Genomic DNA, 26,908 nt, shown 5'->3' with positions numbered 1-26,908 from the left:
GTCCTACATCAATGTGTATCGGCCATGTGTAATCAAAGATTAACCATTGGGTGACAAAATGCCTGACTCATCGCAACTCGTAATCGGCGCCGATCTCGCGGGGCAACAGGTCGCTCAGGCCATGCGCCTGGCGAACCGCCACGGGCTGGTCGCCGGCGCCACCGGCACCGGCAAGACCGTCACTTTGCAGCGCCTGGCCGAAGCCTTCAGTGATGCGGGCGTTGCGGTTTTCGCTGCCGACATCAAGGGCGATCTGTGTGGTCTCGGTGCCGCCGGCAACCCGCAGGGCAAAGTGGCGGAGCGTATTGCCGGGATGCCGTGGCTCAATTACGCGCCGCAGGCGTATCCGGTGACGTTGTGGGATATCCACGGTGAGTCCGGTCATCCATTGCGCACCACGCTGAGTGAAATGGGCCCGCTGCTGATCGGCAGTCTGCTGGAGCTCACCGACAGCCAGCAGTCGGCACTGTACGCAGCGTTCAAGGTCGCCGACCGCGAAGGTCTGCTGTTGCTCGATCTGAAAGATCTGAAAGCGCTGCTCAATCACCTCAAGGACAACCCGCAGCTATTGGGCGAAGACGCCGCGCTGATGACCACCGGCTCCAGCCAGGCGCTGTTGCGGCGCTTGGCAACGCTGGAGCAGCAGGGCGCGGAGGCTCTGTTCGGCGAACCGGCGCTGCAGCTCGAAGACATCCTGCAACCGGCCGCCGACGGCCGTGGGCGTATTCATCTATTGGACGCCAGTCGTCTGGTGCATGAGGCGCCGAAGGTCTACGCGACGTTCCTGTTGTGGCTGCTGGCCGAATTGTTCGAGCAATTGCCGGAGCGCGGCGATGCTGACAAACCCTTGCTGGCGCTGTTTTTTGACGAAGCGCATTTGCTTTTCGGCGATACGCCCAAGGCCTTGCAGGAACGGCTTGAGCAAGTGGTGCGGCTGATCCGCTCCAAAGGCGTGGGGGTGTATTTCGTCACGCAATCGCCGGCGGATCTGCCGGATGACGTGCTGGCGCAGCTGGGTTTGCGCATTCAGCACGGCTTGCGCGCATTCACCGCCAAGGAGCAGAAATCCCTGCGCGCGGTGGCGGACGGTTTCCGGCCGAATCCGGCCTTCGACAGTTTGTCGGTGCTGACTGAATTGGGGATTGGTGAGGCGCTGGTCGGCACGCTGACCGAGAAAGGCACGCCGGAAATGGTCCAGCGCGTGCTGGTGGCACCGCCGCAATCGCGGATCGGGCCGTTGACCGAGACTGAGCGAACGGTGCTGATCGCCGGGTCGCCGTTCAAGGGGCGCTATGACAAACCGATTGATCGGGAATCGGCGTACGAGATTCTGATGGGCCGCAAAGGCCTGGCGCCAGAAGCTGAAGTGCCTGCCGGGAAGCCTGCGCCTGAAGAGCCGAGCCTGGCCGACAGGGCTGGTGAGTTTCTGGGGACAGCAGCCGGGCAGGCGCTGAAATCGGCGATGCGTCAGGCGGCGAATAACCTTGGCAAGCAACTGGTGCGCGGCTTGATGGGCTCTTTATTGGGTGGCAGCAAGCGCCGCTAAAAGCAAAGATCGCAGCCTTCGGCAGCTCCTACAGTTGCAATGCAAAGCCCTGTAGGAGCTGCCGAAGGCTGCGATCTTTTGATGTTGCTTCAGGATTTGGTCTTGGCATGCGCCGCCAATCGCTCCAGCGCCGCGCGCAAGCCCGGATCACTGATCCCGTCCGCGGTCTCCTGAATCGTCGCTGCCGCATCCGTCGACAGGTCCGGCGCGTGTCCGACAGGCCCGCGATGGATCAACGGTGGCTGCACCTTGAAGCGAATCTGCGTCAACCGGGCGAACTCGTCGAACATCTGCAACTGGCGCAGCAGGCGTTTTTGCTGGTAACGCAGGCGTGTGGCCCAATGGCCATCGGTGACCACCAACTGCAAGCAGCCCTCGCGCCACGAGGCGACATGGCAATGCGCGCGGGCGGCGGGTTGCAGTTGGCTTTCAAGCAGGCGCTGCAAATGCCCCAGGCGCTGGGCATGGCCGAGGAGGGCTTTGAGCGGCTTGGCTTCGCGCAGGAGAACGGCGGGTGCTCTGGCCGTAAGAGGGCGAAATGCCATGATGGAACACCTGAAGTAACAGAATCGCCATGGTAGCAGATAGGCGAAATCACTCGCCCATTGCATTTGCCCCCGCTTTACCCATTAAATCAACGACTAACTTCTTCCTTGAAAGACTTGAAGTTGAGCAAAACGCCCCTATTTTAAGTGAGCCCCGTCAAAGCGCAGTGCCAGCATCGTGGAATATCGCCACTTTCCTCACTTCCGTTTCCGGGTAGAATGCTCGTTCGCATGCGGCCATGAGGGCTGCACGGGCGACGCTCACGGGGCCGCCCTCCATCCCTTTAGTGTGGAAGATCCTGCCGATATGTTTGCGCCTTTGTTAAAGAAACTTTTTGGAAGCAAGAACGAGCGTGAAGTCAAACGCATGCTCAAGACGGTGCAGCTCGTCAATGCCTTCGAAGAGCAAATGGTGGCCCTTTCGGACGATCAATTGCGCGCCAAGACCGATGAGTTCAAGGCCCGCATCGCCAAAGGGGAAACCCTCGACAAGCTGTTGCCGGAAGCCTTCGCGGTCGCCCGTGAAGCCGGCAAGCGCATCATGGGTATGCGCCACTTCGACGTGCAACTCGTCGGTGGCATGACCTTGCACGAAGGCAAGATCGCCGAAATGCGCACCGGTGAGGGTAAAACCCTCGTAGCGACCCTGGGTGTTTACCTCAATGCACTGTCCGGCAAGGGCGTGCACGTTGTAACGGTGAACGACTACCTGGCCCGTCGTGACGCCAACTGGATGCGTCCGCTGTATGAATTCCTCGGCCTGACTGTCGGCGTCGTGACGCCGTTCCAGCCGCCGGAAGAGAAACGTCTGGCCTACGCCGCCGACATTACCTACGGCACCAACAACGAATTCGGTTTCGACTACCTGCGCGACAACATGGCGTTCAGCATGGAAGAAAAATTCCAGCGCGAACTCAATTTTGCCGTGATCGACGAAGTCGACTCCATCCTTATCGACGAAGCGCGTACCCCGCTGATCATCTCCGGTCAGGCCGAGGACAGCTCCAAGCTGTACATGGAGATCAATAAACTGATCCCGCAGCTGGAACTGCACGTCGAAGAAGTCGAAGGCGAAGTCACCAAGGCTGGTCATTACACCGTTGACGAGAAGACCCGTCAGGTTGAACTCAACGAAGCCGGTCACCAGTTCATCGAAGACATGCTCACCCGCGTCGGCCTGCTCGCTGAAGGCGAGAGTCTGTACTCGGCGCATAACCTTGGCCTGTTGACCCACGTGTATGCCGGTCTGCGTGCGCATAAACTGTTCAACCGCAACATCGAATACATCGTGCAGGACGGCCAGGTCGTACTGGTTGACGAACACACCGGCCGTACCATGCCGGGCCGTCGTCTGTCCGAAGGTCTGCACCAGGCCATCGAAGCCAAGGAAGGCCTGAACATCCAGGCCGAGAGCCAGACCCTGGCGTCGACCACGTTCCAGAACTACTTCCGTCTGTACACCAAGCTGTCCGGCATGACCGGTACCGCTGACACCGAAGCGTTCGAATTCCACCAGATCTATGGTCTGGAAGTGATGGTCATTCCGCCGAACAAACCGTTGGCGCGTAAAGACTTCAACGACCTGGTGTTCCTGACTGCCGAGGAGAAATACGCGGCGATCGTTACAGACATCAAGGAAAGCATGGCGGCCGGTCGTCCGGTGCTGGTGGGTACTGCGACCATCGAAACCTCCGAGCACATGTCCGCATTGCTCGTGAAGGAAGGCATCGAACACAAGGTTCTCAACGCCAAGTTCCACGAAAAAGAAGCCGAGATCATCGCGCAGGCCGGTCGTCCGGGTGCTCTGACCATCGCCACCAACATGGCCGGTCGTGGTACCGACATCCTGTTGGGCGGTAACTGGGAAGTTGAAGTCGCTTCGCTGGAAGACCCGACCCCTGAGCAGATCGCCCAGATCAAGGCCGACTGGCAGAAGCGTCACCAGCAAGTGCTCGAATCGGGCGGCCTGCAGGTGATCGCTTCCGAGCGTCACGAATCCCGTCGTATCGACAACCAGCTGCGTGGCCGTGCCGGTCGTCAGGGCGATGCCGGTTCGAGCCGCTTCTACCTGTCGCTGGAAGACAGCCTGATGCGCATCTTCGCGTCTGATCGAGTGAAGAACTTCATGAAAGCCTTGGGCATGCAGCCGGGCGAAGCGATCGAACACCGCATGGTGACCAACGCGATCGAGAAGGCGCAGCGCAAGGTTGAAGGCCGTAACTTCGACATTCGCAAGCAATTGCTCGAGTTCGATGACGTCAACAACGAACAGCGTAAAGTGATCTATCACATGCGTAACACGTTGCTGGCTGCCGACAACATCGGTGAGACCATCGCTGACTTCCGTCAGGACGTGCTCAACGCCACCGTCAGCGCGCACATTCCGCCGCAATCGCTGCCAGAGCAGTGGGACGTGGCCGGTCTGGAAGCGACGATTGCCAGCGACTTCGGCGTGAAACTGCCGATCCAGCAATGGCTCGACGAAGACGATCACCTGTACGAAGAAACCCTGCGCGAGAAGCTGATGGCAGAGCTGATGGCGGCGTACAACGAGAAAGAAGATCAGGCAGGTGCCGAGGCACTGCGCTCCTTCGAGAAGCAAATCGTTCTGCGCGTGCTGGACGACCTGTGGAAAGACCACCTGTCGACCATGGATCACCTGCGTCACGGCATCCACCTGCGTGGCTATGCCCAGAAGAACCCGAAGCAGGAGTACAAGCGCGAGTCGTTCACGCTGTTCTCCGAACTGCTCGATTCGATCAAGCGCGACTCGATCCGTGTGCTGTCGCACGTTCAGGTGCGCCGCGAAGATCCGGAAGCCGAAGAGCAACGTCTGCGTGAGGAGGCCGAAGCACTGGCCGCCCGCATGCAGTTCGAACACGCTGAAGCGCCAGGTCTGGAGCAGCCGGAATTGCTTGGTGAAGAGGTCGATGTTGCCCTCGCCACCGCCCCAGTTCGCAACGAGCAGAAGCTGGGCCGCAACGAACTGTGTTACTGCGGTTCGGGCAAGAAATTCAAGCATTGCCACGGGCAGATCCAGTAAAACCCGTTTCAATCGCTGAAATACCCGCGCCGCGACCGGCTCCTGCCGTCGCGGCGTTTTGCCATTTAATCACCGCTGCTGCGAGTGGCGGTGCTGACATCATTGAGTAAGGAGCGCATTCATGGCTGTTGGTCTTGGTCCTTTGCCAACGTTGCACCCGGTTGCCGGTTTTGAACTCGGTATCGCCTCGGCCGGCATCAAGCGCCCCGGGCGCAAAGATGTCGTTGTGATGCGCTGCGCCGAAGGTTCGACCGTGGCCGGTGTGTTCACGTTGAACGCCTTTTGCGCAGCGCCGGTGATTCTGGCGAAAAAACGCGTGCAGAACGCTGTGCGTTACCTGCTGACCAACACCGGTAATGCCAACGCCGGTACCGGCGAGCCAGGCCTCGCCGCTGCCGAGCGCACCACCGCCAGACTGGCCGAGCTGACCGGTGTTGCTGCCGAACAAATCCTGCCGTACTCCACCGGTGTGATCGGCGAGCCGCTGCCGGTCGAGAAGATCGAAGGCGCACTGCAAGCCGCGCTGGACGATCTGTCGGAAAACAATTGGGAAGCAGCCGCCACCGGCATCATGACCACCGACACCCTGCCGAAGGGCGCCAGCCGCCAGTTCGAGCATGACGGCGTGACCATCACAGTCACTGGCATCAGCAAAGGCGCGGGCATGATTCGCCCGAACATGGCGACCATGCTCGGCTACATCGCTACTGACGCCAAAGTCTCCCGCGACGTGCTGCACAACCTGATGCTCGACGGCGCGAACAAGTCGTTCAACCGCATCACCATCGACGGCGACACCTCGACCAACGATTGCTGCATGCTGATCGCTACCGGCAAAGCTGCACTGCCGGAAATCACCCGCGCCGAAGGCGAGTTGTTCGCCAAGTTGAAGCAAGCGGTGTTCGAAGTGTGCATGGACGTGGCCCAGGCCATCGTGCGTGACGGCGAAGGCGCGACCAAGTTCGTCACCGTTGAAGTGAATGGCGGCGGCAACCATCAGGAATGCCTGGACGTTGGTTACACCGTAGCCCACTCGCCACTGATCAAAACCGCGCTGTTTGCCTCCGATCCGAACTGGGGCCGCATTCTGGCTGCCGTCGGTCGTGCCGGCGTGCCGGATCTGGACGTGAGCAAGATCGACGTGTTCCTCGGCGACGTGTGCATCGCCAGCCGTGGCGCCCGCGCAGCGACCTACACTGAAGCGCAGGGTTCGGCGGTGATGCAGCAAGAAGAAATCACCATTCGCATCGAACTGGGTCGCGGCAATTGCAGCGAAACCATCTGGACCACCGACCTGTCGCATGAATATGTGAAGATCAACGCGGAATACCGCACCTGATCTAAAAGGTGGAGCGGCTGCCGGCCTCATCGCGGGCAAGCCCGCTCCCACTGGGTTCTGTGGTGTACACAAAATTTGTGAGCGACCTCAATCACTGTGGGAGCGGGCTTGCCCGCGATGGCGGACGAACAGACGCCAGACATTCTGGATTGTTTCCCTGACAAGAAGGTATTCACCCATGTCCCTGCACCTGATCATCGGCGACAAACTGCTTTCCTCCTGGTCCCTGCGCGCTGCCCTGGCGCTCGAACTGACCGGCGCTCCCTACAGCGAAGAACTGGTCAAGCTGGGCAAGCCCGACACCCGCGAGCTGCTGCTCAAGCATTCGCCGACCGCCAAGGTGCCGTTGCTGAAAACCACACGTGGCACCATTGCCGACTCACTGGCCATTGCCGAGTACCTCGCCGAGACATTCCCGTCCGAGCAACTCTGGCCGACGGATATTTTCGCCCGCGCTCAGGCTCGATCCGCTTGCGCACAAATGCACAGCGGCTTCTTCGCCATGCGCAATCACATGCCGTTCAACCTCAGCCACGACGCGCCGCTGAACCCGGTGCCTCCAGAAGTGAGGGTTGATATCGAGCGCATGCTCGCGCTGTGGGCTGAGTGCCGCGCTGCCGCCACCGAGAGTGGTCCGTATCTGTTTGGCCGGGTGAGTCTGGCCGATGCCTTCTTCGCGCCAATTGCCGTGCGTCTGCGCACTTATCAGGTGCAACTGCCGGACGCCGATCAGGCTTATGTTGAAACCGTCTACCAATGGCCTGCCTTCAAGGCGTGGCAACAGGCTGGATTGGAGGAGTTGAATCCGTGAAACGCGTACACGTCGCCGCCGCCGTCATTCGTGACGACAGTGGCAAGATCCTCATCGCCCGCCGCGCCGACACCCAGCATCAAGGTGGGTTGTGGGAGTTTCCCGGTGGCAAGGTTGAGGCTGACGAAACAGTCGAGAGCGCGCTGTCTCGTGAGCTGCATGAAGAGTTGGGCATCGTCGTTGGCGCCGCCCGACCGCTGATCAAAGTGCGTCACGATTACCCGGACAAGCAGGTATTGCTGGATGTCTGGGAAGTCTCGGCATTTACCGGCGAGCCCCACGGCGCAGAAGGCCAGCCCTTGGCCTGGGCGACGGCGAAGGAGCTGGCCAACTACGAGTTCCCGGCGGCCAATCAGCCCATCGTCGCGGCGGCGCGTTTACCCGCTGAATACCTGATCACCCCGGAAGATCTGGAAACGCCTGCGCTGCTGCGCGGTATCCAGAAAGCGATTGCTGGCGGGATCAAGCTGATCCAGCTACGCGCACCAAACGGTTACGACCCCAAGTACCGCGATCTGGCGGTGGATGCCGCCGGTCTTTGCGCGGGCAAGGCGCAACTGATGATCAAGGGGCCGTTCGAGTGGCTCGGCGATTTCCCTTCGGCAGGTTGGCATATCACTGCCGCACAGTTGCGTAAATACGCGGCGGCGGGGCGTCCGTTGCCGGCGGAACGCTGGCTGGCGGCGTCGTGCCACAACGCTGAGGAATTGGCGCTGGCTGAGCAGATGGGCGTGGATTTTGTCACGCTGTCGCCGGTGCAGCCGACCTTGACCCACCCCGATGCGCAGCCGCTGGGCTGGGAGCAGGCTGGGGCGTTGATCGAGGGATTCAGTAAACCGGTGTTTTTGTTGGGTGGTGTCGGCCCGGCGGAACGCGAGAAGGCCTGGAGTCATGGCGCTCAAGGTGTGGCGGGGATTCGCGCGTTCTGGCCGGATTCTCTGTAAGGCTGCTGGCCTCATCGCTGGCAAGCCAGCTCCCACAAGGTTTTGTGTCGTTCACAAGTGTTGTGTAAGCGACTTAACCTGTGGGAGCTGGCTTGCCAGCGATGACGGCTAAACGGGCGCTACTTCTTTTCAGGTTTCGCTGCCGGCTGCCAAAGAATTTCCGCCACCCCCTGCCGCCGCGCAATCAACCGCGCCGCGACAAACAACAAATCCGACAACCGATTGATATACGCCAGGCCAACCCCGGCCAGCGGCTCCAGCGCATTCAAATGCTGACAACGCCGCTCGGCACTTCTCGCCAGACTGCGACACACATGCGCCTGCGCAATCAGCATCGAGCCGCCCGGCAGAATGAAATTCTCCAGCGGCCCCAGCTCTTCATTCCACACATCGATTGCCGCTTCCAGCCGTTCGATTTCTGCCGTGTTGAGTGCCTGATATTTCGGCATGGCCAGCTCGCCACCCAAATCAAACAAACGATGCTGGCAAGGCGCCAAGACCTCGATCAGCTCATTCAGCCCCGGAAACGCCTCACGCTCGGCAATCAATCCGGCGAGCAATACACCGACCTGGCTGTTCAGCGTATCGACCTCGCCAATCGCTTCAATGCGCGGGTGATCCTTCGGTACGCGACGGCCGTCGCCCAGGCCGGTTTCGCCTTTGTCGCCGGTGCGGGTGTAGATCTTCGACAAGCGAAAGCCCATGGGTTACCTCGGTAGTTGATTGAGTTCGGCCGCGATTGGCGCCGGTTGCGCCAGCGGCAGACGCAGGGTGAAGCAGGTGCCCTGGCCGGGCGCCGACTGCACTTCCATCTGGCCTTTGTGGTTGTTGGTGATGATGAAGTACGACACCGACAAGCCAAGCCCGGTGCCTTGGCCGATTTCCTTGGTGGTGAAGAACGGCTCGAAGGTGCGTTTGCGCACGTTCTCGCTCATGCCGATGCCGTTGTCCTCGACTTGGATTTCAGCCCACGGCGGATTGAGTCGGGTGCGCAGAATGATTCGTCCCGGCTCGCTGTCGTCTTCGCGCTGGTGAATCGCCTGCGCTGCGTTTTTCAACAGGTTGAGCAGCACTTGCTCCAGTTCGTTGGCGGTGCCCGGCACCGGGCCGAGCGCCGGGTCGAACTGACGGATGATCGCCTGCCCCTTGAAGTCGAAGCCAATGGCCAGATCAAAGTCGTTACCGGCGATTTCCACCGCTTGATCGATCAGCGCCGGCAGATCGCACGGCGCCATCTGCCGGGTGCTGCGGCGACTGAAGCTGAGCATGTGCGTGACGATTTTTGCCGCCCGGGCGCCGGCCTGCTGAATACCGTCGAGCAATTGCGGCACTTCGCGAACTTGCAGGTAGCGGTTCACCGTGTCGATCTCGATGCCCAGCTGTTCGGCGGTCTCGAGGTTCTTCGGCAGCTCTGTCGACAGTCTGCGACGTATGTTCTGTACGTTGTGCAGGATCGCGCCCAGCGGATTGTTGATTTCATGGGCCATGCCGGCGGCGAGGCCGCCGACCGAGAGCATTTTTTCCGACTGCACCATCATTTCTTCCAGCGACAGGCGCTGGGTGATGTCGTCGATACGAATCACCACACCACGTCCGGCACCGCCCATCAGCGGATAGAAGGTCAGCGCGTAATGCTTGGGTTCATCGTCCTTGAACCACGTCACCCGTTCGATTTTGGCCACCGTGTGCTGCTCGACCGTCTGCTTGAGCTGCGGCAGAAACGGCTTGAGCGGTTCGAAGGCGAGAAAGATCGGTTGATTCAGCGCTTCGTCCAGACGTGTGCCGGAGAGGGCGCTGGCTTCCTGGTTCCATTGGGTGACGTAGAGCTGCTCGTCGAGGGCGATCAGCGCCGAGGGCATCGAATCGATGATGCTGTTGAGGTAATTCTGGAAGCCAGTGAGCTTCTTCTCGATCTTGCTGCGCACCTGAACTTCGAGTTCCAGTTTGCGGTTGGTGTGACGGGTTTCTTCGGCCAGCCCTTGCGCCTGATCGTAGGCGGCTTGCGAGTCATCGCGGGCGCGTTTGAGCTGCTGCTCGCGGGCCTCGATGCGCGAGAGCATGGTGTTGAATGCCTCGGCGAGGCTGCCGATTTCGTCGTGGTTGCCGCGCGAGGCACGCAATGCGTAGTTCTCTTCGCGGGTGACCTGACGCGACAGTTCTTCCAACTGGTGGATCGGCCGGGTGATCAGGCGTTTGATCTGCCGGGCAATCACCAGCCACAGCAGCACGCTGAAAATCAGGATGCCGAGGCTCGCGGTCAGGGTGCCGGTGTAGAACGCCATCGGTAGCTCGCTGCTGGCCACCAGCAGTAGATGGCCGGGCGCGGTGCCGGGGCGGGGCAGGGTGATCAGCTGATTGCTGCGAAATTCGGTGAGTTGCCACGCTTCGATGTGCCGATAGCGTTCCGGCAGTTTGAGTTTGTCGCCGCGCTGCACTTGCGCCAGCCGTTCGCCTTTGCCGTCATACAGGGCGGCGGCACGCAGCGGTGAATAGCTGTCGAGTTCCTTGAGCAGGCGTTCGGCGCTTTGCGGTGATTGCAGGGCTTCGCTGACCAGACTCGGGTTGGCAATCAGTCGGCCAATGGTCTGCAAGGCCTGTGGGGCCATGCTTTCCTGGGAGATGTAATAGGCGGCGCTGATAAAGGTCAGGTTGGCGACCAGCAAAACAGTGGTCAACAGCACCAGCAGGGCGGCCAGCAGTTTCTGGCCGACCGGCAGGTTTTCGAGGCGCTGGCGCAATGGCATCAGGTTTATCGCAGCAAAGGAACAAGTGGCCAGCGTAGCCGCTGCTCAGTCGCTGGGCAATCCGAGGCTGTGCAGATGTGTGACGAGGCGCTGCTGCAATTGGTTGAGGTGCGGCAGATTCAATTGATGGCGCGCAGCGACTGTGCAGGCGTGGCCCAATAGATAGCTGATTTCAGTGCGGCGCTGGTTCGCCACGTCCTGATACATGGAGGAGTAATTGGCTGCGGTGGCATGGATCACCCGTTCGACTTCCTGTTGCAGATTGTCGGCGGCGTCCGGTTGACCGCAATGCTGCAGCAACTCGGCAAGTTCGGCGCACAGGGTGGCGACTTCGCAGTGGTGTTCCTGCAAACCGCCATTGCGGCAGTTATGCAACACCGTCAGCGGATTGATCGCGCAGTTGAGCGCCAGTTTGCGCCACAGCCGCGTGAGGATGTCGGTGCTCCATTCATGGGGAATCCTGGCGGCCTCAAGGCCATCCAGCCAGATGGGGGCCATCGGATGGCCGGCATCGCCGAGCCAGGTGAAACCATGGCCGGCGAACACCACGCGCCAATCGCCATCGCGGAACGCGCCTTCTGTACTGGAAGCGCTGATGCAGCGTGCTTGGGGAACCCGCGTGGCAACGGCGTCCTGGCTGCCGAGGCCATTTTGCAACAGGATCAGTTCGGCGTCCGCCGTCAGGCGTGGGACGAGGCGGGCCACGGCACTTTCGGCGTCGTAGGCTTTGCAGGCGACGAGCAAGCGGCGAATCGGCTCGGGGTTGTCCGGCGTTTGGCCGGGTACGGCATACGTACTGGCCTGGCCTTGTTCCACCAGCGTCAAGCCACCTGCCGCTTCATAGCTGCGCAGACGCGTGACATCGCGCACGATCAATCGTACCGGCAGGCCAGCCCGGGCCAGACGCGCGGCCCACAAAGTGCCAAGACTGCCGGCGCCCAGAACATGCCAGGGGGTGGACATCAGTTTTTTGCTCGATTGCATACAGGCATGTGCGGCTCGCCGTGTTCGTAGGAAAAGACCCGTTATAATGAGCCCGATTTTAACCGCAAGCCAAGCGCGCTCCATCCTTATCGAGCGCGCCTTTTTATTGGAGAAATTACATGCCGTCGTTCGACGTGGTATCCGAACTGGACAAACACGAACTCACCAACGCGGTCGAAAACGCCGTGAAGGAACTCGATCGTCGTTATGACCTGAAAGGCAAAGGCAGCTTCGAGTTCAAGGAAAAGGACCTGACCGTTAGCCTGACCGCAGAAGCCGGGTTCCAGCTGGAAGCGATGATCGAAATCCTCAAGCTGGCGCTGGTCAAGCGCAAGATCGACGTGCAGTGCCTTGAGGTCAAGGACGCTTACGCTTCGGGCAAGCTGATGAAGCAGGACGCCATCCTCAAGGAAGGCATCGACAAGGAACTGGCGAAGAAAATCGTCGGCCACATCAAGGACGCCAAGCTTAAGGTCCAGGCCGCCATTCAAGGCGAGCAAGTACGCGTGACCGGCAAGAAGCGTGACGATCTGCAAGAAGCCATCGCTGCACTGCGTGCCAAAGAATTCGGCATGCCGCTACAGTTCAACAACTTCCGCGACTAAGCTTTCCGGTCGGGGGAACCTCTCGGCGTTTTCAGCGTCCGAGGCCCAAGCAGCGGCAGAAACGATTGAGCCCAGCAGGTTCGGTCTTTCTGCCGTTTATTTTTCAAGCCCGGGCAGCCGGAAATCAGGAGATAGAACATGGATTTGAATGCTGAGGTGGACAACCTGGTCAAGGCATCCCAGGCGTGGATCCCGATGATCATGGAATACGGCAGCCGCGTGCTGCTGGCAGTGATTACCCTGGCCATCGGTTGGTGGCTGATCAACAAGGTCACCCAGAAACTCGGCGGTCTGCTGGCCCTGCGCAATGCCGATCTGGCGCTGCAAGGCTTCATCAGCAGCCTGGCCAACATCATTCTCAAAGTGCTGCTGATTGTCAGCGTTGCTTCGATGATCGGAGTCGAAACTACCTCGTTCGTTGCTGCCATCGGTGCTGCCGGTCTGGCCATCGGTCTGGCATTGCAGGGCAGCCTGGCCAACTTTGCTGGCGGCGTGCTGATTCTGCTGTTCCGTCCATTCCGTATCGGTGACTGGATCGAAGCACAAGGCGTGTCGGGTACTGTCGACAGCATCCAGATTTTCCACACCGTGCTGCGCACTGGCGACAACAAAACCATCATCGTGCCAAACGGCAACCTGTCCAACGGCATCATCACCAACACCAATCGTCAGCCGACCCGCAAGGTTGTGTTTGATGTGGGTGTGGATTACGAAGCCGATCTGCAGAAGGCCCGTCAGGTGCTGCTGGATCTGGCCAAGGACGAGCGCGTGTTGCAGGATCCTGCGCCACAGGCCGTGATTTCGACCTTGGGCGACAGCTCGATCACTGTTTCGCTGCGTGTGTGGGTTAAAACTGCAGATTACTGGGACGTGATGTTTATGTTCAACGAACAGTCGCGCGACCGTTTAAAGACGGCCGGTATTGATATTCCTTTTCCGCAACGCGTGATTCGCGTGGTGCAGGAATCGGCAGCACAATGATAGGTTGCTAATTAATTGCCTGACTTGTTGGTCAGGTCATTACTTGAAGTGACAGGCAATAAAAAAGGCCCATCGGAAGATGGGCCTTTTTTTATGCTTCCAAACTAACCACTGACAATTACAAGATGTTCAGTGGGTATTCGGTGATCAGACGGAACTCTTTGACGTCGCCTTCGCCTTGGTCGGAGTTGGCAACGTGCCAGGCCTGACGAATGCGGAAGGACAGGTCTTTAGCCGGGCCAGACTGAACAACATATTTGGCTTCGAAGTTGGTTTCGTGGTGTTTGCCATCTTCACCGTACAGCGGTGCGCCAGTGCTGGTGCGGTATTGGCTGTTTGCAGACAGGCCGGTACCGTCGATATCCCAACCTTTGACGTAGCGAACCATGAAGCTCAGGCCTGGAACGCCATACTCGGCCATTTTCAGGTCGTAACGGGCTTGCACGGATTTCTCGCCAGGACCGTTGAAGTCAGAGTACTGGATGGAGTTGGCGAGGAAGATCGAGTCGCCACCACGGTTGTTTTTACCCACGCCGATGTAGTCGAACGGAGTGTCGCCGTTAACCTTCTGGAAGGCCAGGGTAAAGGTATGAGCTTTCAGGAACGACAATGCAGTTGCCAGGGAGAAGGTCGTGTTGCTGATATCACCTGCATCCTTGTCACCGGTGTCGGTGGTGCGATAGATGTTGAAGTCAGTGTTCAGCGAAGTGTCGCCACCGAACGGGGTGGTCAGGTTCACGTTCGCGTAGTACTGGTTCCAGATATCTTCCAGCTTGGCACCGTAGAGCGAGGCGGTCAGGTTTTCGGTAATGCCGTACTTGCCGCCGAAGTAGTCGATCGTGTTGGCTTCGACGCCAGAATAGTTGGAGTACAGACCGCCATCACGGGCGTTCTTGTCCTGGCTGGAGCCGGAGTAAAAGTGGCCGGCTTCGAGATCAAGGTCTTTCACTTCGCTGCTCTGCAACTGGAAGCCAGTGGCAGTTTGCGGAAGGATACGGGAACCGCCGACAGCGAACACTGGGGAGGTGCTTGGCTGCATGTCACCGAATTTCAGTTCGGTTTTGGAAACACGGAACTTGATCGACGCGCCGGCTTTGCCCTGGCTGTCGTTGACGTCGCGAGCACCGTTGTTAGGGTTAACGGTGTCGCTACGGCTCATGTTGCCCGAACCGGAAGTACCGTCACCACCGTCCAGTTTCAACGCCAGGTAACCGTATGCATCAATACCAACACCAACGGTACCTTGGGTGTAACCAGAGGTGAAGTTACCCAGGAAGCCTTGTGTCCAGTCTTTCTGGTCAGCGCCACCATTCTTGTTGTCGCGGTTGAAGTAGTAGTTCTTCAACGTCTCGGTGAGTGTCGCGTCTTCAACAAAACCTTTGGCTTCTGCCTGGTCACTCACAAACGGGGCGGCCGTAGCCACTTGAGTACTGGCGGCTGCAGCAACTGCCAGTGCGATCATGCTCCACTTCATCACGCGCATCGTGATTTGCTCCTTTGGTTTTAGAAGAGTACTGCCGTCCCACCTGTTTTATTATCTGGGCGGCTCTTTCTTTTTGTGTCGGCGCAAACTTATATCACGCCGACAATGTTGGCGATACTTGCGAATCTAACCTTTCGCCTTCTTTACGACACTGTCGCAGATGGCGTGGTGGATGTCGCAAATCCACAGTACCGACGCAGCCGGACTGACAACTTTCTCGCTGTTTCTGGGCCTTTTTGCATCGGTAAAAAAGAGTCCCTGGCAAAACACTTGAATCTCCATCGGGCAACCCTGCCACTGTTCTTATTGGCCTTAAGGCTTCCGCATCCGGCGGTGCGCTTATAGTCCATGTGGGTATGAATGCAACAAGCGTGCACAAACCGCATTTCTGTTGCGGTTATTTTTTCGAACACTTGCCTGTGCCTGTAAAAACCTCATAAACGTTAGGCGTGACGCGCCTTTTTATCCGGGCTTGACGCCATTTCTGCTTTGGTGTTCCCACGTTGCCGAAAGCGCGGGACAACCAAAAACGTTACCGGTTCACCCCGCCAGTGAGTATTCGGCGGATGCTCGACCCAGTGAGCGTAGACGCAGTGTGCAGATTTGGTGCAAAAAAATTTACAGCTGTTGCGTATTCATACAGTTCGCTGAGCAGGCCTTGCTGAACGTGCATCGGGTTTCTGGTCATTTACGCGATTTGAGGGCTGCCATGGGTGCTGTGTTGGTGCGTGACGCCCTCGCGTGTCTCATCTCGGGGCGCTCGCTGCGCAAAGCGGCGCTGTCGCCGTGAAGCCCGGCGCATTCGCAGGTATGCTGCTGTCCTGTCGCTTGGCGCGCTGTCCATCGGGATGGCCGCTAAGCTGAATAATGAAGATCAGCCGGGAGTGCGCGCAGTGTTTGTTTTAGATTCAAGACTTCAACAGGACACGCTGGTCATCGGCGATTTCCCGCTCAGTCGCCTGTTGCTGTCCAACGATGCCAACTACCCGTGGTTCATCCTGGTGCCACGTCGCGACGATATCAGTGAGTTGTTTCAGTTGGATGTCGCCGACCAGCAGCAGCTGTGGCTGGAAACCACCGCACTGGCCGAGTTGCTCAAGGATTTGTTCGACGCTGACAAAATGAACGTGGCGACCTTGGGTAACGTTGTCAGCCAGATGCACATGCATGTGATCGTGCGCAAACGCGATGACGCCGCTTGGCCGGCTCCGGTCTGGGGCAAACACCCGGCCCAACCCTACAGCGCAGAGCAGGTTGCGGCTATTCGCGATCGACTGCGTGTGGTCCTGACCGATAACTTCACGTTTCTGGAGGGCTGAGCCATGAGCCTGGAAGAACGCGTTACTGATCTGGAAAGCCGTCTGGCGTTCCAGGATGACACCATTCAGGCATTGAACGACGTGCTGGTCGCCCAGCAGCGCGTGGTCGAGCGTCTGCAGTTGCAGATGGCGGCGTTGCTCAAGCGTCAGGAAGAAATGGTCGGCCAGTTCGGCTCCTTCGAAGAAGATGCGCCGCCACCGCACTATTGAGTCCTTTCTTCAGGGCATAAAAAAACCGCGAACAGCTCAGCTGTTCGCGGTTTTTTGCTTTGGCTCAGCGACGCGGCAGGGCGGCGATGACGTCCTCGGCTTGCAGGCCTTTGTCCCGGTTCATCACCGAGAACTCGACGCGCTGACCTTCGACCAGGACGCGATGGCCCTCGCCACGGATCGCACGAAAGTGCACGAAAATATCATCGCCGGAATCCCGGGAGATAAAGCCGAAACCTTTGGAGGTGTTGAACCACTTGACCGTACCGGTATCGCGGTTGGTCATGTCATAGCTGGTTGGCGCGGCAGCCGGTGAAGAACGATAAAAACTGACGGCCAGGTGCAGGATGACGGCAACCAGAGCGATGACCAGGCTGAACAGCACAGCGGGCTGACCGGCGATAACAGGCATCGGCGCGATCAGGGTCAGGGTTTGCAGGACGACAGTCAGCACCAGAAGCGCGCTGACCAGATTTTGCAGATGCTGGCGCGGGCCTTTGTTCCAGTATGGAATTACTGGAGCAATCACCAGGTTCAGCAGGCCGAAAAAGGCCAGGTAAAGTGCATCGGGTTGTTGCAGGTAGGGAACGGCTTCGGATTTCAAGCTAGGTATGAACGACAGCAGCAAGGCTGCTGCGCCCATTAGCAGGTGGACGATTTTCAACATTTTGATTGGCTCACGTTATGACGGCTCACAAGGAAGAGCTGAAGGTGCACGGTTCGCTTCGGAACAAAATAAGAGGCGGTAGACACGTACGCGGCATCAGCCTATGCGCAACGCCCCGGAGAATGGGGCATGGCGACACACTGCCTATTTAACAGCAAAGCCTGCGGCTACTCAAATCAGCCCGGCCAGTGGCATGGCATCAGTCGATTTGTCGCAGTTTGTTCTGGCCGTCAAGGCTGCGCGGTGTTGCCAGCCTTGCTAGAGTGGTTCTGCACCTGCTGGATGAACTCAATCGCCGTTAGGGGGTAAACATGGCAATCGATATCGGAATCAGTGAAGAAGATCGCAAGTCCATTGTCGAAGGGCTGTCGCGACTGCTGTCGGACACCTACGTGCTGTATCTGAAAACCCACAACTTTCACTGGAACGTCACGGGGCCGATGTTCCGTACCCTGCACCTGATGTTCGAAGAGCAATACAACGAACTGGCACTGGCCGTCGATTCCATCGCCGAGCGCATTCGCGCACTGGGGTTTCCCGCGCCGGGCGCTTATGCGACTTACGCGCGGCTTTCTTCTATTAAGGAAGAAACCGGAGTGCCGAGCGCTGAAGACATGATCAAGCAGTTGGTCGAAGGCCAGGAAGCGGTGACTCGCACGGCGCGGGGGATTTTCCCGCTGCTGGACAAGGTCAGTGACGAACCGACCGCGGATCTGCTGACCCAGCGCATGCAGGTGCACGAGAAAACCGCGTGGATGCTGCGCGCACTGCTCGAAGCGTAACCCGAGTACGCGGGCGACCCTGAGGGTTGTCCGCGTCCTACTGTTGGTGTCGGCTTATCCTACGGTGACGGTCAACAAGTCATCTGGATATAACTTTGCGTCTGCGTTTTGATGAAGACACAGGAAGTGGCTTTGAAAAAAAACAGCAGAGATGGCAAAGGAGTGTCACCGATATGCTAGATGAGCACAGGCGAAGCGACAGGATCGTCGTTTCGCGGCATGAGATAAAAGTCGATCCGTTCGTCAACGAGTTCGACATGGCATTGATCCGGCCGACATCGCGGTCGGTGCGTTTGAACGGATATGCGACCTGCCTGCGCCTGGAGCAGGTCTACTGGAATATCCTTGGCAACATGGCTGAAGACAATGGCTGCTCGATCAGCTCGCTGCTGTCCTACGTCGATCGTGAGGTGCATCTGCGTCACGGCGGGGTGAAAAACTTCAGCGCGCTGGTGCGGGTCGTGTGTGTCATGAGTGGATCAAGGCAAGCCGCAACCGGGGTTTCGCTCTGAAACAGCGGTTGCAGGCGAGTCAGTGGCCTGTGCAGTGATACGGCTGCACAGGCCGCATTTAATCGATATAATCCCGCTCTTTCGCCGCAAAGCCCTGCGCGCGGTGGCAATCTGATCGCCGAGACACCCCCATGCCGATGTACGATTACCAATGTGCTTCCTGTGGTCATCAGTTGGAAGCCATTCAAAAGATCAGCGAGGCACCGCTGGTCGACTGCCCTGCCTGCCAGGCACCAGAGCTCAAGAAACAGCTGTCCATGCCAGGCTTTCGCCTCAGTGGCGGTGGTTGGTACGAGACTGATTTCAAGACCGGCGCCAAGAAGAATCTGGCCGGTGGCGACAAATCTGACTAGGGTTCAAACCCAGGTTGAACGAACACGCGTGAGTTTCCGGGTCGCTTCAGAGCGCCGGGATCTCCACCGAATATCGAATGACGAGAAGCGAACCATTATCATGATGCGCAGCCACTATTGCGGCCAACTGAACGAAAGCCTGGAAGGCCAGGAAATTACCCTTTGCGGATGGGTTCACCGTCGCCGCGACCACGGCGGGGTGATTTTCCTCGATATCCGTGATCGTGATGGTCTGGCCCAAGTGGTATTCGACCCGGATCGCGCCGAGAGCTTCGCCGCCGCCGACCGCGTGCGCAGTGAGTACGTCGTGAAGATCACCGGTAAGGTGCGTCTGCGTCCGGCCGGTGCCACCAACGCCAACATGGCCTCGGGCATGATCGAAGTGCTGGGCTACGAACTGGAAGTGCTGAACGAGTCGGAAACCCCGCCGTTCCCGCTGAACGAGTTCTCCGACGTTGGCGAAGAAACCCGCCTGCGTTATCGCTTCCTCGACCTGCGTCGTCCGGAAATGGCCGAGAAGCTGCGTCTGCGTTCGCGCATGACCACCAGCATCCGTCGCTTCCTCGACGAAAACGGCTTCCTCGACGTCGAAACGCCGATCCTGACCCGTGCCACCCCTGAAGGTGCGCGTGACTATCTGGTGCCAAGCCGTACTCACGCCGGTTCGTTCTTCGCCCTGCCGCAATCGCCGCAGCTGTTCAAGCAACTGCTGATGGTGGCCGGTTTCGACCGCTACTACCAGATCGCCAAGTGCTTCCGCGACGAAGACTTGCGCGCTGATCGTCAGCCAGAATTCACCCAGATCGACATCGAGACCAGCTTCCTCGATGAAAAAGAGATCATGGGCCTGACCGAACAAATGATCCGCAACCTGTTCAAGGAAGTGCTGGGGCTGGAATTCGGTGACTTCCCGCACATGACCTTCGAAGAAGCCATGCGCCGTTACGGTTCCGACAAGCCAGACCTGCGTAACCCGCTGGAGCTGGTCGACGTTGCCGACCAACTGAAAGAAGTCGATTTCAAAGTGTTCAGCGGCCCGGCCAACGATCCGAAATGCCGTATCGCTGCACTGCGCGTTCCAGGCGGGGCGAGCATGCCGCGCAAGCAGATCGACGACTACACCAAGTTCGTCGGCATCTACGGTGCCAAGGGCCTGGCGTACATCAAGGTCAACGAGCGTGCTGCCGGTGTTGATGGCCTGCAATCGCCGATCGTGAAAAACATCCCGCTGGAAAACCTCAACGCCATCCTCGATCGCGTTGGCGCAGTTGACGGCGACATCGTGTTCTTCGGCGCCGACAAGGCCAAGATCGTCAGCGAAGCCTTGGGCGCACTGCGTATCAAGCTCGGTCACGACCTGAAGCTGCTGACCTGCGAGTGGGCGCCAATGTGGGTCGTCGACTTCCCGATGTTCGAAGAAAACGACGACGGCAGCTTCTCCGCGCTGCACCACCCGTTCACCGCACCGAAGTGCACGCCACAAGAGCTTGAAGCCAACCCGGCTGGCGCTCTGTCCCGCGCGTACGACATGGTATTGAACGGCACCGAGCTGGGTGGCGGTTCGATCCGTATCCACCGTAAAGAGATGCAACAGTCGGTATTCCGTCTGCTGGGTATCGATGAAGCAGAACAGGAAGAGAAATTCGGCTTCCTGCTCGACGCCTTGAAGTACGGTGCACCGCCGCACGGTGGTCTGGCCTTCGGTCTGGACCGTCTGGTGATGCTGATGACCGGCGCCCAGTCGATCCGTGAAGTGATCGCCTTCCCGAAAACCCAGAGTGCTGCCGACGTGATGACGCAAGCACCGGGTGTGGTGGATGCCAAGGCATTGCGCGAGCTGCACATTCGTTTGCGCGAAACGCCAAAGGCTGAGTAAGACGGGCCTGAAGGCGCATCTTCGGATGCGCCTTTTTTCTTTCTATGGAAAGCAGGTCGAGATTTTTTGTTTGCTGGCCGCTGCAAAAAGCAGGGCGGGCAACGTTTCAAAGAGAATTCGGAGCGAGTTATGGCAGGTCATTCCAAGTGGGCGAACATCAAGCACCGCAAAGAACGTCAGGATGCCAAGAGAGGCAAGATCTTCACCAAGTGGATCCGTGAACTGACCGTTGCGGCCCGTCAGGGTGGCGGTGATCCGGGCTCCAACCCGCGTCTGCGTCTGGCGCTGGACAAGGCACTGAGCGCGAACATGAGCCGCGACATCATCGACCGTGCCGTCGCGCGCGGCGCCGGTGCGACCGAAGCGGACAACGTTGAAGAGCTGACCTACGAAGGTTACGGCCCGGGCGGCGTAGCGGTGATGGTCGAGTGCATGACCGACAACCGCAACCGTACCGCAGCCGCTGTGCGCCATGCGTTCAGCAAATGCGGTGGCAACCTCGGCACCGACGGTTCGGTGGCGTATTTGTTCGAACGCAAAGGCCAGATCAGCTTCGCGCCGGGCGTCGATGAAGACGCACTGACCGAAGCCGCGCTGGAAGCCGATGCCGATGACGTGGTCAGCCACGAAGACGGCTCGATCGACGTGTTCACCTCGTTCACCAGTTTCTACGCCGTACGCAACGCGTTGGAAGCCGCTGGCTTCAAGGGTGACGATGCGGAAATCGTCATGCAGCCGACCACCAGCGCCGAACTGGACCTGGAAGGGGCGGAGAAGGTGCTCAAGCTGATCGACATGCTTGAGGATCTGGATGACGTGCAGAACGTCTACTCCAATGCGGACATTCCGGAAGACGTGGCCGCTCAGCTCGGTTAAGAGCGGCTAGGCTTCAATGTGGGAGCTGGCTTGCCAGCGATGGCGTCGGCGCATCAGCATTGATGGCGCCTGACACTCCGTCATCGCTGGCAAGCCAGCTCCCACATTTGTTTTTGTGTTATTTCGAACCAGCAGGCCTATGACTTTAATTCTTGGTATCGACCCCGGTTCGCGTATCACCGGTTACGGGATTGTTCGCGATACCGGACGTGGTGGCTGCATTTATGTGGCTTCGGGCTGCATCCGCACCGGCGCGGGCGAACTGCATGAACGTCTGCAAATCGTCTATCGCGGCGTACGCGAGATCATTCAGACCTACGGCCCGGTGACCATGGGCATCGAAAAGGTTTTCATGGCGAAAAACGCCGATTCGGCGCTGAAACTCGGGCAGGCCCGTGGCGCCGCCATCGTTGCCGGTGCCGAAGAGTGTCTGGAGATCGCCGAATACACCGCCACTCAGGTCAAACAAGCCGTGGTCGGCACCGGCGCCGCCAATAAAGAGCAAGTGCAGATGATGGTCATGCACATGCTCAAACTGACCGCCAAACCGCAGATCGATGCCTCGGACGCCCTGGCCATCGCCATTTGCCATGCGCACACACGTTCGAGTCTGTTACCGCACGGCTTGGGAACCGCACGCAGTCGTGGCGGGCGCCTGCGTCTCTGATAGCATCAGCATCAATTTTCCTGAAAGCGGAATTCCTGCGCCTGGGTCGTCGGCCTGGAATCCTTCTTTTGATAGTCGCCAGCCCACGGCTGGCCAACGCTCAAGGATCTGAAACGTGATTGGACGCTTGCGCGGCACCCTGGCTGAGAAACAGCCGCCGCACCTGATTCTGGATGTAAACGGCCTCGGGTATGAGCTGGAAGTGCCCATGACCACGCTTTATCGCCTGCCGTCGGTCGGTGAACCGCTGACCCTGCACACCCATTTGGTCGTACGCGAAGACGCGCAGTTGCTCTATGGTTTTGCCGGCAAGCGTGAGCGAGACTTTTTTCGTGAGTTGATCCGTCTCAATGGTGTCGGGCCGAAATTGGCCTTGGCCTTGATGTCGAGCCTGGAGGTCGACGAGTTGATCCGCTGCGTGCAGTCGCAGGACACCTCGGCGTTGACCAAAGTCCCGGGCGTCGGCAAGAAAACCGCCGAGCGCTTGCTGGTCGAACTGAAAGATCGCTTCAAGGCGTGGGAAACTTCGCCGGCCATGTTTGCGCTGGTGCCGAATCAGCCGGACGGTCCGGCACCGGTCAACACGGCCGAGAACGATGCGGTCAGCGCGCTGATTTCCCTGGGCTACAAGCCGCAGGAAGCCAGCAAGGCGATTACCGCCATCAAGGACAAGAATTTGAGCAGTGAAGATCTGATCCGCCGTGCCCTGAAGGGAATGATTTAAGTGATTGAAGCTGATCGTCTGATCGCCGCCGCGCACAGCCCGCGCGAGCGCGAAGAAGTCCAGGATCGGGCCATTCGCCCGGTCAGTCTGGCCGACTACATTGGCCAGCCGACCGTGCGTGAGCAGATGGAGCTGTTCATTCAGGCCGCTCGTGGGCGTAGTGAATCTCTCGATCACACCTTGATCTTTGGCCCGCCGGGTCTGGGTAAAACCACGCTGGCGAACATCATTGCCCAGGAAATGGGTGTGTCGATCAAGAGCACGTCCGGGCCGGTGCTGGAGCGTCCGGGTGATCTCGCGGCGCTGCTGACCAATCTCGAGCCGCACGACGTGCTGTTCATTGACGAAATCCATCGTCTGTCGCCGATCGTCGAAGAAGTGCTGTACCCGGCGATGGAAGATTTCCAGCTCGACATCATGATCGGTGAAGGGCCGGCCGCGCGCTCGATCAAGCTCGATCTGCCGCCATTTACCCTCGTGGGTGCGACCACCCGCGCCGGCATGCTGACCAATCCGTTGCGTGACCGCTTCGGTATCGTCCAGCGTCTTGAGTTCTACAGCACGGCGGATCTGGCGACGATTGTCAGTCGTTCGGCGGCCATTCTCGGTCTGCCGCTGGATCCGGAGGGTTCTTTCGAGATCGCTCGCCGCGCCCGTGGTACGCCGCGAATCGCCAACCGTTTGTTGCGTCGAGTACGGGATTTTGCCGAAGTCCGCGCCAAAGGGCACATCACCAAATCGGTAGCGGATCTGGCTTTGAACCTGCTGGATGTTGATGAGCATGGTTTCGACCATCAGGATCGACGTCTACTGTTGACCATGATCGAGAAGTTCGACGGCGGGCCGGTCGGTATCGACAGTCTTGCGGCGGCGATCAGCGAAGAGCGCCACACCATTGAAGACGTGCTGGAGCCGTACCTGATTCAGCAGGGTTACATCATGCGCACGCCGCGGGGCAGGGTAGTGACACGGCATGCGTATCTGCATTTCGGTTTAAACATTCCGTCACGAATGGGCGAAATGCCCGTGGCAGACGAGTTTCTCGATGCCGTGGACGATTAATACACATTTGTTGTCGATTTATTCGGGGTTTGTACGGTCATAGGACGGTACTTTTGCGGTAAAGCTCTGAAACCATGAAAAACAGTTGCCTGGCCGGATTGGCAACCTGAGGAGTAAGCACTAGAGTATGCGCGCGCAAAACGGGCTTGAGCCGTTCGCACATCGTTGTCGCGTTTATTACGAGGACACCGATGCGGGCGGCATCGTGTATTACGTTAATTACCTCAAGTTTATGGAACGGGCTCGAACCGAGCGGCTCCGCGAACTGGGCTTTGCCCAATCGCAGTTGGCCGGGCAGGACCTGTTGTTTGTCGTGCATTCCAGCGAAGCGCGTTACCACGCGCCGGCGCGACTGGACGACGAACTGCTGGTAAGCGCCGAAGTAATCGAATTGAACCGTGCCAGCCTGCGCTTCAAACAGCAGGTCAGGCGGGCTACGGATAATGTGCTGCTCTGTGAAGGGCAGTTTTTGGTGGCCTGTGTGCGCACTAACAGTTTGAAACCCCGGGCCCTTCCCGAAGACCTGCGTACGGCTTTCGCCGACGCGGGCGGCCCGGGTACACACTCAAAGCAGGAGATAAAGCGTGGAAGCTAACGTCGTCGACCATTCCTCCATGTGGAGCCTGGTCAGCAATGCCAGCATCGTGGTGCAGTTGGTAATGTTGACCCTGGTGGCCGCATCGGTGACCTCATGGATCATGATCTTTCAGCGCAGCAATCTGCTGCGCGCCGGTCGACGCGCCCTGGAGAGCTTCGAGGAGCGCTTCTGGTCGGGTATCGATCTGTCCAAACTGTATCGTCAGGCGGGCAGCAACCCGGATCCGGATTCGGGCGTGGAGCAAATCTTCCGTGCCGGTTTCAAGGAATTCTCGCGTCTGCGTCAGCAGCCAGGTGTCGATCCTGAAGCGGTGATGGAAGGTGTGGCCCGTGCCATGCGCGTCGCCATCTCCCGCGAAGAAGAGAAGCTGGAGCAGAGCCTGCCATTCCTCGCCACCGTCGGTTCGGTCAGCCCGTACATCGGTTTGTTCGGTACTGTCTGGGGCATCATGAACTCCTTCCGCGGTCTGGCCAGCGCCCAGCAAGCGACCCTGGCCACTGTGGCCCCGGGTATCGCCGAAGCCCTGATCGCCACCGCGATCGGTCTGTTCGCTGCAATCCCTGCAGTAATCGCCTACAACCGTTTCGCCGCTCGCAGCGAAACCTTGCTGGGCCGCTACTACACCTTCGCCGATGAATTCCAGGCGATCCTGCACCGCAAAGTGCACACCAGCGAAGAATAAGCAGGTAATTTCCAATGGCTTTAATCGCTCGAGCTCGCAAAAAGCGCAAGCCGGTCGCCGAGATGAACGTGGTGCCTTACATCGACGTGATGTTGGTACTGCTGGTCATTTTCATGGTGACCGCGCCGATGCTCAATCAGGGCGTGAAAGTTGATCTGCCCAAGGTTTCCAGCGAAGCCTTGCCGCAGGACAACAACACCCAGGTCCTGACCATTTCGATCAAGGCTGACAAGACCTATTACTGGAACCTTGGCAGCGAAGTCGACACCGAGAAGCAGCAGGACAGGGCGATGACCCTGCCACAAATGACGGATGCGGTGACCAAGATCATTCGCGCCGGCACCGAAGGCGGCAAGCGTACCCAGGTCTTCATCCGTGGCGACAAGACTGTCGATTACGGTTCGGTCATGGGTGCCATGGGCGGGTTGCAGAAAGCCGGGGTCGGTAACGTTGGTTTGATTACCGAGGCCCCCTGATGCAGCAACAGAGAGAGCCGTCCGCCTCGGAAAGCTTCTTCTGGCCTAGTGTCTGGGCGATCGTCTTGCACGTGCTAGTGTTCGGCATGCTGTTCGTCAGTTTCGCCTTCACACCGGAGCTGCCGCCGGCCAAGCCGATTGTCCAGGCGACCTTGTACCAACTGAAATCGAAAAGTCAGGCAACCACCCAGACCAATCAGAAGATTGCGGGTGAGGCGAAGAAATCCGCCGCGCGCCAGACCGAAGTCGAGCAGATGGAGCAGAAAAAGGTCGAGCAGGAAGCGGTGAAGGCTGCGGAACAAAAGAAAGAAGAAGCGGCTCAAAAGGCCGAGGAAGCCAAGAAGGCCGATGAGGCGAAAAAAGCGGACGAGGTGAAGAAGGCAGATGATGCCAAGAAAGCCGACGACGCGAAGAAAGCCGAAGCCAAGAAGGCCGAAGAGAAACAATTGGCTGATATAGCCAAGAAGAAAGCCGAAGAAGAGGCTAAAGAAGAGGCCAAGAAAGAGGCCGCTGAAGAAGCCAAGAAGAAAATCGTCGAAGACGCGAAGAAGAAAGCCGCCGAAGACGCCAAGAAGAAAGCTGAAGCTGACGAGGCGAAGAAGAAAATCGCCGAGGACGCCAAGAAGAAAGCTGCTGCCGATGCTGCGAAGAAGAAAGCGCAGGATGCGGCACGTAAATCGACCGAAGACAAAAAGGCCCAAGCCTTGGCCGATTTGCTTTCCGATACGCCGCAGCGCCAGCAGGCCTTGGCCGATGAACAGGGTGACGAAGTCGCGGGCAGTTTCGATGACCTGATTCGTGCGCGGGCTGCAGAAGGCTGGGCTCGTCCACCTTCGGCACGCAAAGGCATGACGGTCGTGTTGCAAATCGGCATGTTGCCGGACGGTACGGTGACTTCGGTCAGCGTCTCCAAGTCCAGTGGCGATGGTCCGTTCGATGCGTCGGCAGTCGCCGCAGTGAAGAATATTGGACGTTTGACAGAAATGCAGGGAATGAAGCCGAGCGATTTCGCTCCGTATCGTTCATTCAAGATGACATTCACACCTGAGGATCTAGCCTTGTGAGAAACCTTCTTCGAG

The 26,908-nt window shown here is 58.8% G+C and carries 27 protein-coding genes; 21 read left to right on the top strand and 6 right to left on the bottom strand.

Annotated features, from left to right (window positions below; all coding sequences use genetic code 11):
- Positions 1 to 58 precede the first annotated feature (58 nt).
- The gene (locus AC3Y64_RS21935; protein WP_489985227.1) at positions 59 to 1,546 is read left to right on the top strand and encodes a helicase HerA-like domain-containing protein; all 1,488 of its coding nucleotides are present in this window, start codon (positions 59 to 61) and stop codon (positions 1,544 to 1,546) included.
- An 89-nt stretch (positions 1,547 to 1,635) separates the two neighbouring features.
- On the opposite strand, the gene AC3Y64_RS21930 is transcribed toward AC3Y64_RS21935, so the two are convergent.
- Positions 1,636 to 2,091, bottom strand: a complete 456-nt coding sequence (locus AC3Y64_RS21930) for a DUF721 domain-containing protein (protein ID WP_489985226.1) — start codon at positions 2,089 to 2,091, stop codon at positions 1,636 to 1,638.
- Between the two features lie 307 nt (positions 2,092 to 2,398).
- Between AC3Y64_RS21930 and secA the strand changes: the two genes are divergently transcribed.
- From secA to AC3Y64_RS21910, 4 genes are all read left to right on the top strand, one after another.
- Positions 2,399 to 5,134: a preprotein translocase subunit SecA gene (gene secA / locus AC3Y64_RS21925; RefSeq protein ID WP_489985225.1), complete on the top strand. Its 2,736-nt coding sequence runs from the start codon at positions 2,399 to 2,401 to the stop codon at positions 5,132 to 5,134.
- Between the two features lie 121 nt (positions 5,135 to 5,255).
- Positions 5,256 to 6,473, top strand: coding sequence for a bifunctional glutamate N-acetyltransferase/amino-acid acetyltransferase ArgJ (argJ, locus tag AC3Y64_RS21920; protein WP_489985224.1), 1,218 nt, complete (start codon positions 5,256 to 5,258; stop codon positions 6,471 to 6,473).
- Positions 6,474 to 6,651: 178 nt separating this feature from the next.
- Positions 6,652 to 7,284 carry a glutathione S-transferase family protein gene (locus AC3Y64_RS21915; RefSeq protein ID WP_489985223.1) on the top strand — a complete coding sequence of 211 codons (633 nt, stop codon included), beginning with the start codon at positions 6,652 to 6,654 and terminating at the stop codon, positions 7,282 to 7,284.
- Entirely contained in the window at positions 7,281 to 8,228 is a 948-nt protein-coding gene (locus AC3Y64_RS21910) for a Nudix family hydrolase (RefSeq protein ID WP_489985222.1), read from the top strand. The genes AC3Y64_RS21915 and AC3Y64_RS21910 overlap by 4 nt, the downstream gene beginning before the upstream one ends.
- A gap of 119 nt (positions 8,229 to 8,347) precedes the next feature.
- Here AC3Y64_RS21910 and AC3Y64_RS21905 read toward each other — a convergent pair whose 3' ends face one another.
- Genes AC3Y64_RS21905 through AC3Y64_RS21895 form a run of 3 tightly spaced genes read right to left on the bottom strand, consistent with a single transcriptional unit; the run spans position 8,348 to position 11,935 of the window.
- The gene (locus tag AC3Y64_RS21905) at positions 8,348 to 8,932 is read right to left on the bottom strand and encodes a cob(I)yrinic acid a,c-diamide adenosyltransferase (protein WP_489985221.1); all 585 of its coding nucleotides are present in this window, start codon (positions 8,930 to 8,932) and stop codon (positions 8,348 to 8,350) included.
- A 3-nt stretch (positions 8,933 to 8,935) separates the two neighbouring features.
- Positions 8,936 to 10,972 carry a sensor histidine kinase gene (locus tag AC3Y64_RS21900; RefSeq protein WP_158960451.1) on the bottom strand — a complete coding sequence of 679 codons (2,037 nt, stop codon included), beginning with the start codon at positions 10,970 to 10,972 and terminating at the stop codon, positions 8,936 to 8,938.
- A gap of 45 nt (positions 10,973 to 11,017) precedes the next feature.
- Positions 11,018 to 11,935 carry a putative 2-dehydropantoate 2-reductase gene (locus AC3Y64_RS21895; protein ID WP_489985220.1) on the bottom strand — a complete coding sequence of 306 codons (918 nt, stop codon included), beginning with the start codon at positions 11,933 to 11,935 and terminating at the stop codon, positions 11,018 to 11,020.
- 140 nt (positions 11,936 to 12,075) lie between these two features.
- Between AC3Y64_RS21895 and AC3Y64_RS21890 the strand changes: the two genes are divergently transcribed.
- Entirely contained in the window at positions 12,076 to 12,561 is a 486-nt protein-coding gene (locus tag AC3Y64_RS21890) for a YajQ family cyclic di-GMP-binding protein (RefSeq protein WP_008080210.1), read from the top strand.
- A gap of 138 nt (positions 12,562 to 12,699) precedes the next feature.
- Positions 12,700 to 13,542 (top strand): mechanosensitive ion channel family protein, encoded by an 843-nt coding sequence (locus AC3Y64_RS21885; RefSeq protein WP_463385882.1) that lies wholly within the window; start codon positions 12,700 to 12,702, stop codon positions 13,540 to 13,542.
- A gap of 118 nt (positions 13,543 to 13,660) precedes the next feature.
- Here the strand turns inward: AC3Y64_RS21885 and AC3Y64_RS21880 are convergent, their stop codons facing one another.
- Positions 13,661 to 15,025, bottom strand: a complete 1,365-nt coding sequence (locus AC3Y64_RS21880) for an OprD family porin (RefSeq protein ID WP_489985219.1) — start codon at positions 15,023 to 15,025, stop codon at positions 13,661 to 13,663.
- Between the two features lie 893 nt (positions 15,026 to 15,918).
- Between AC3Y64_RS21880 and AC3Y64_RS21875 the strand changes: the two genes are divergently transcribed.
- Together AC3Y64_RS21875 and AC3Y64_RS21870 are read left to right on the top strand one after the other, a co-directional pair.
- Complete coding sequence (locus AC3Y64_RS21875; RefSeq protein WP_489985218.1) at positions 15,919 to 16,344, top strand: HIT domain-containing protein; 426 nt, start codon at positions 15,919 to 15,921, stop codon at positions 16,342 to 16,344.
- Positions 16,345 to 16,347: 3 nt separating this feature from the next.
- Entirely contained in the window at positions 16,348 to 16,554 is a 207-nt protein-coding gene (locus tag AC3Y64_RS21870) for a SlyX family protein (RefSeq protein ID WP_489985217.1), read from the top strand.
- A 64-nt stretch (positions 16,555 to 16,618) separates the two neighbouring features.
- On the opposite strand, the gene AC3Y64_RS21865 is transcribed toward AC3Y64_RS21870, so the two are convergent.
- Positions 16,619 to 17,221 carry a cold-shock protein gene (locus AC3Y64_RS21865; RefSeq protein ID WP_122589597.1) on the bottom strand — a complete coding sequence of 201 codons (603 nt, stop codon included), beginning with the start codon at positions 17,219 to 17,221 and terminating at the stop codon, positions 16,619 to 16,621.
- Positions 17,222 to 17,532: 311 nt separating this feature from the next.
- Here AC3Y64_RS21865 and AC3Y64_RS21860 point away from each other — a divergent pair, with 311 nt between their 5' ends.
- The 12 genes from AC3Y64_RS21860 (at position 17,533) to tolA (ending at position 26,893) form a co-directional block, all read left to right on the top strand.
- On the top strand, positions 17,533 to 18,003 hold the full coding sequence (locus tag AC3Y64_RS21860) for a Dps family protein (protein WP_008080217.1): 471 nt from the start codon (positions 17,533 to 17,535) through the stop codon (positions 18,001 to 18,003).
- A gap of 173 nt (positions 18,004 to 18,176) precedes the next feature.
- The gene (locus tag AC3Y64_RS21855; RefSeq protein ID WP_489988018.1) at positions 18,177 to 18,515 is read left to right on the top strand and encodes a ribbon-helix-helix domain-containing protein; all 339 of its coding nucleotides are present in this window, start codon (positions 18,177 to 18,179) and stop codon (positions 18,513 to 18,515) included.
- 131 nt (positions 18,516 to 18,646) lie between these two features.
- Positions 18,647 to 18,868 (top strand): FmdB family zinc ribbon protein, encoded by a 222-nt coding sequence (locus tag AC3Y64_RS21850; RefSeq protein ID WP_007912741.1) that lies wholly within the window; start codon positions 18,647 to 18,649, stop codon positions 18,866 to 18,868.
- Between the two features lie 100 nt (positions 18,869 to 18,968).
- A complete protein-coding gene (gene aspS / locus AC3Y64_RS21845) occupies positions 18,969 to 20,744 on the top strand; it encodes an aspartate--tRNA ligase (protein WP_122589594.1) in 1,776 nt (591 codons plus the stop codon).
- 129 nt (positions 20,745 to 20,873) lie between these two features.
- Positions 20,874 to 21,620: a YebC/PmpR family DNA-binding transcriptional regulator gene (locus AC3Y64_RS21840; RefSeq protein ID WP_007912738.1), complete on the top strand. Its 747-nt coding sequence runs from the start codon at positions 20,874 to 20,876 to the stop codon at positions 21,618 to 21,620.
- A 139-nt stretch (positions 21,621 to 21,759) separates the two neighbouring features.
- Positions 21,760 to 22,287 carry a crossover junction endodeoxyribonuclease RuvC gene (ruvC, locus tag AC3Y64_RS21835; protein WP_129395231.1) on the top strand — a complete coding sequence of 176 codons (528 nt, stop codon included), beginning with the start codon at positions 21,760 to 21,762 and terminating at the stop codon, positions 22,285 to 22,287.
- Positions 22,288 to 22,402: 115 nt separating this feature from the next.
- Positions 22,403 to 23,011 (top strand): Holliday junction branch migration protein RuvA, encoded by a 609-nt coding sequence (gene ruvA / locus AC3Y64_RS21830; RefSeq protein ID WP_003227522.1) that lies wholly within the window; start codon positions 22,403 to 22,405, stop codon positions 23,009 to 23,011.
- Entirely contained in the window at positions 23,012 to 24,073 is a 1,062-nt protein-coding gene (gene ruvB / locus AC3Y64_RS21825; protein WP_007962024.1) for a Holliday junction branch migration DNA helicase RuvB, read from the top strand.
- Between the two features lie 127 nt (positions 24,074 to 24,200).
- Positions 24,201 to 24,668: a tol-pal system-associated acyl-CoA thioesterase gene (gene ybgC / locus AC3Y64_RS21820; protein WP_489985216.1), complete on the top strand. Its 468-nt coding sequence runs from the start codon at positions 24,201 to 24,203 to the stop codon at positions 24,666 to 24,668.
- Complete coding sequence (tolQ, locus tag AC3Y64_RS21815) at positions 24,658 to 25,353, top strand: protein TolQ (protein ID WP_008080223.1); 696 nt, start codon at positions 24,658 to 24,660, stop codon at positions 25,351 to 25,353. Before ybgC ends, tolQ begins: the two co-directional genes overlap by 11 nt.
- Positions 25,354 to 25,376: 23 nt before the next feature.
- On the top strand, positions 25,377 to 25,829 hold the full coding sequence (gene tolR / locus AC3Y64_RS21810; protein WP_161806672.1) for a protein TolR: 453 nt from the start codon (positions 25,377 to 25,379) through the stop codon (positions 25,827 to 25,829).
- Complete coding sequence (tolA, locus tag AC3Y64_RS21805) at positions 25,829 to 26,893, top strand: cell envelope integrity protein TolA (RefSeq protein WP_489985215.1); 1,065 nt, start codon at positions 25,829 to 25,831, stop codon at positions 26,891 to 26,893. The genes tolR and tolA overlap by 1 nt, the downstream gene beginning before the upstream one ends.
- Positions 26,894 to 26,908 lie beyond the last annotated feature (15 nt).

It is taken from the genome of Pseudomonas sp. 4CAES_32.4, assembly GCF_058136335.1.
This window is presented reverse-complemented; position numbering and strand designations above follow the sequence as displayed.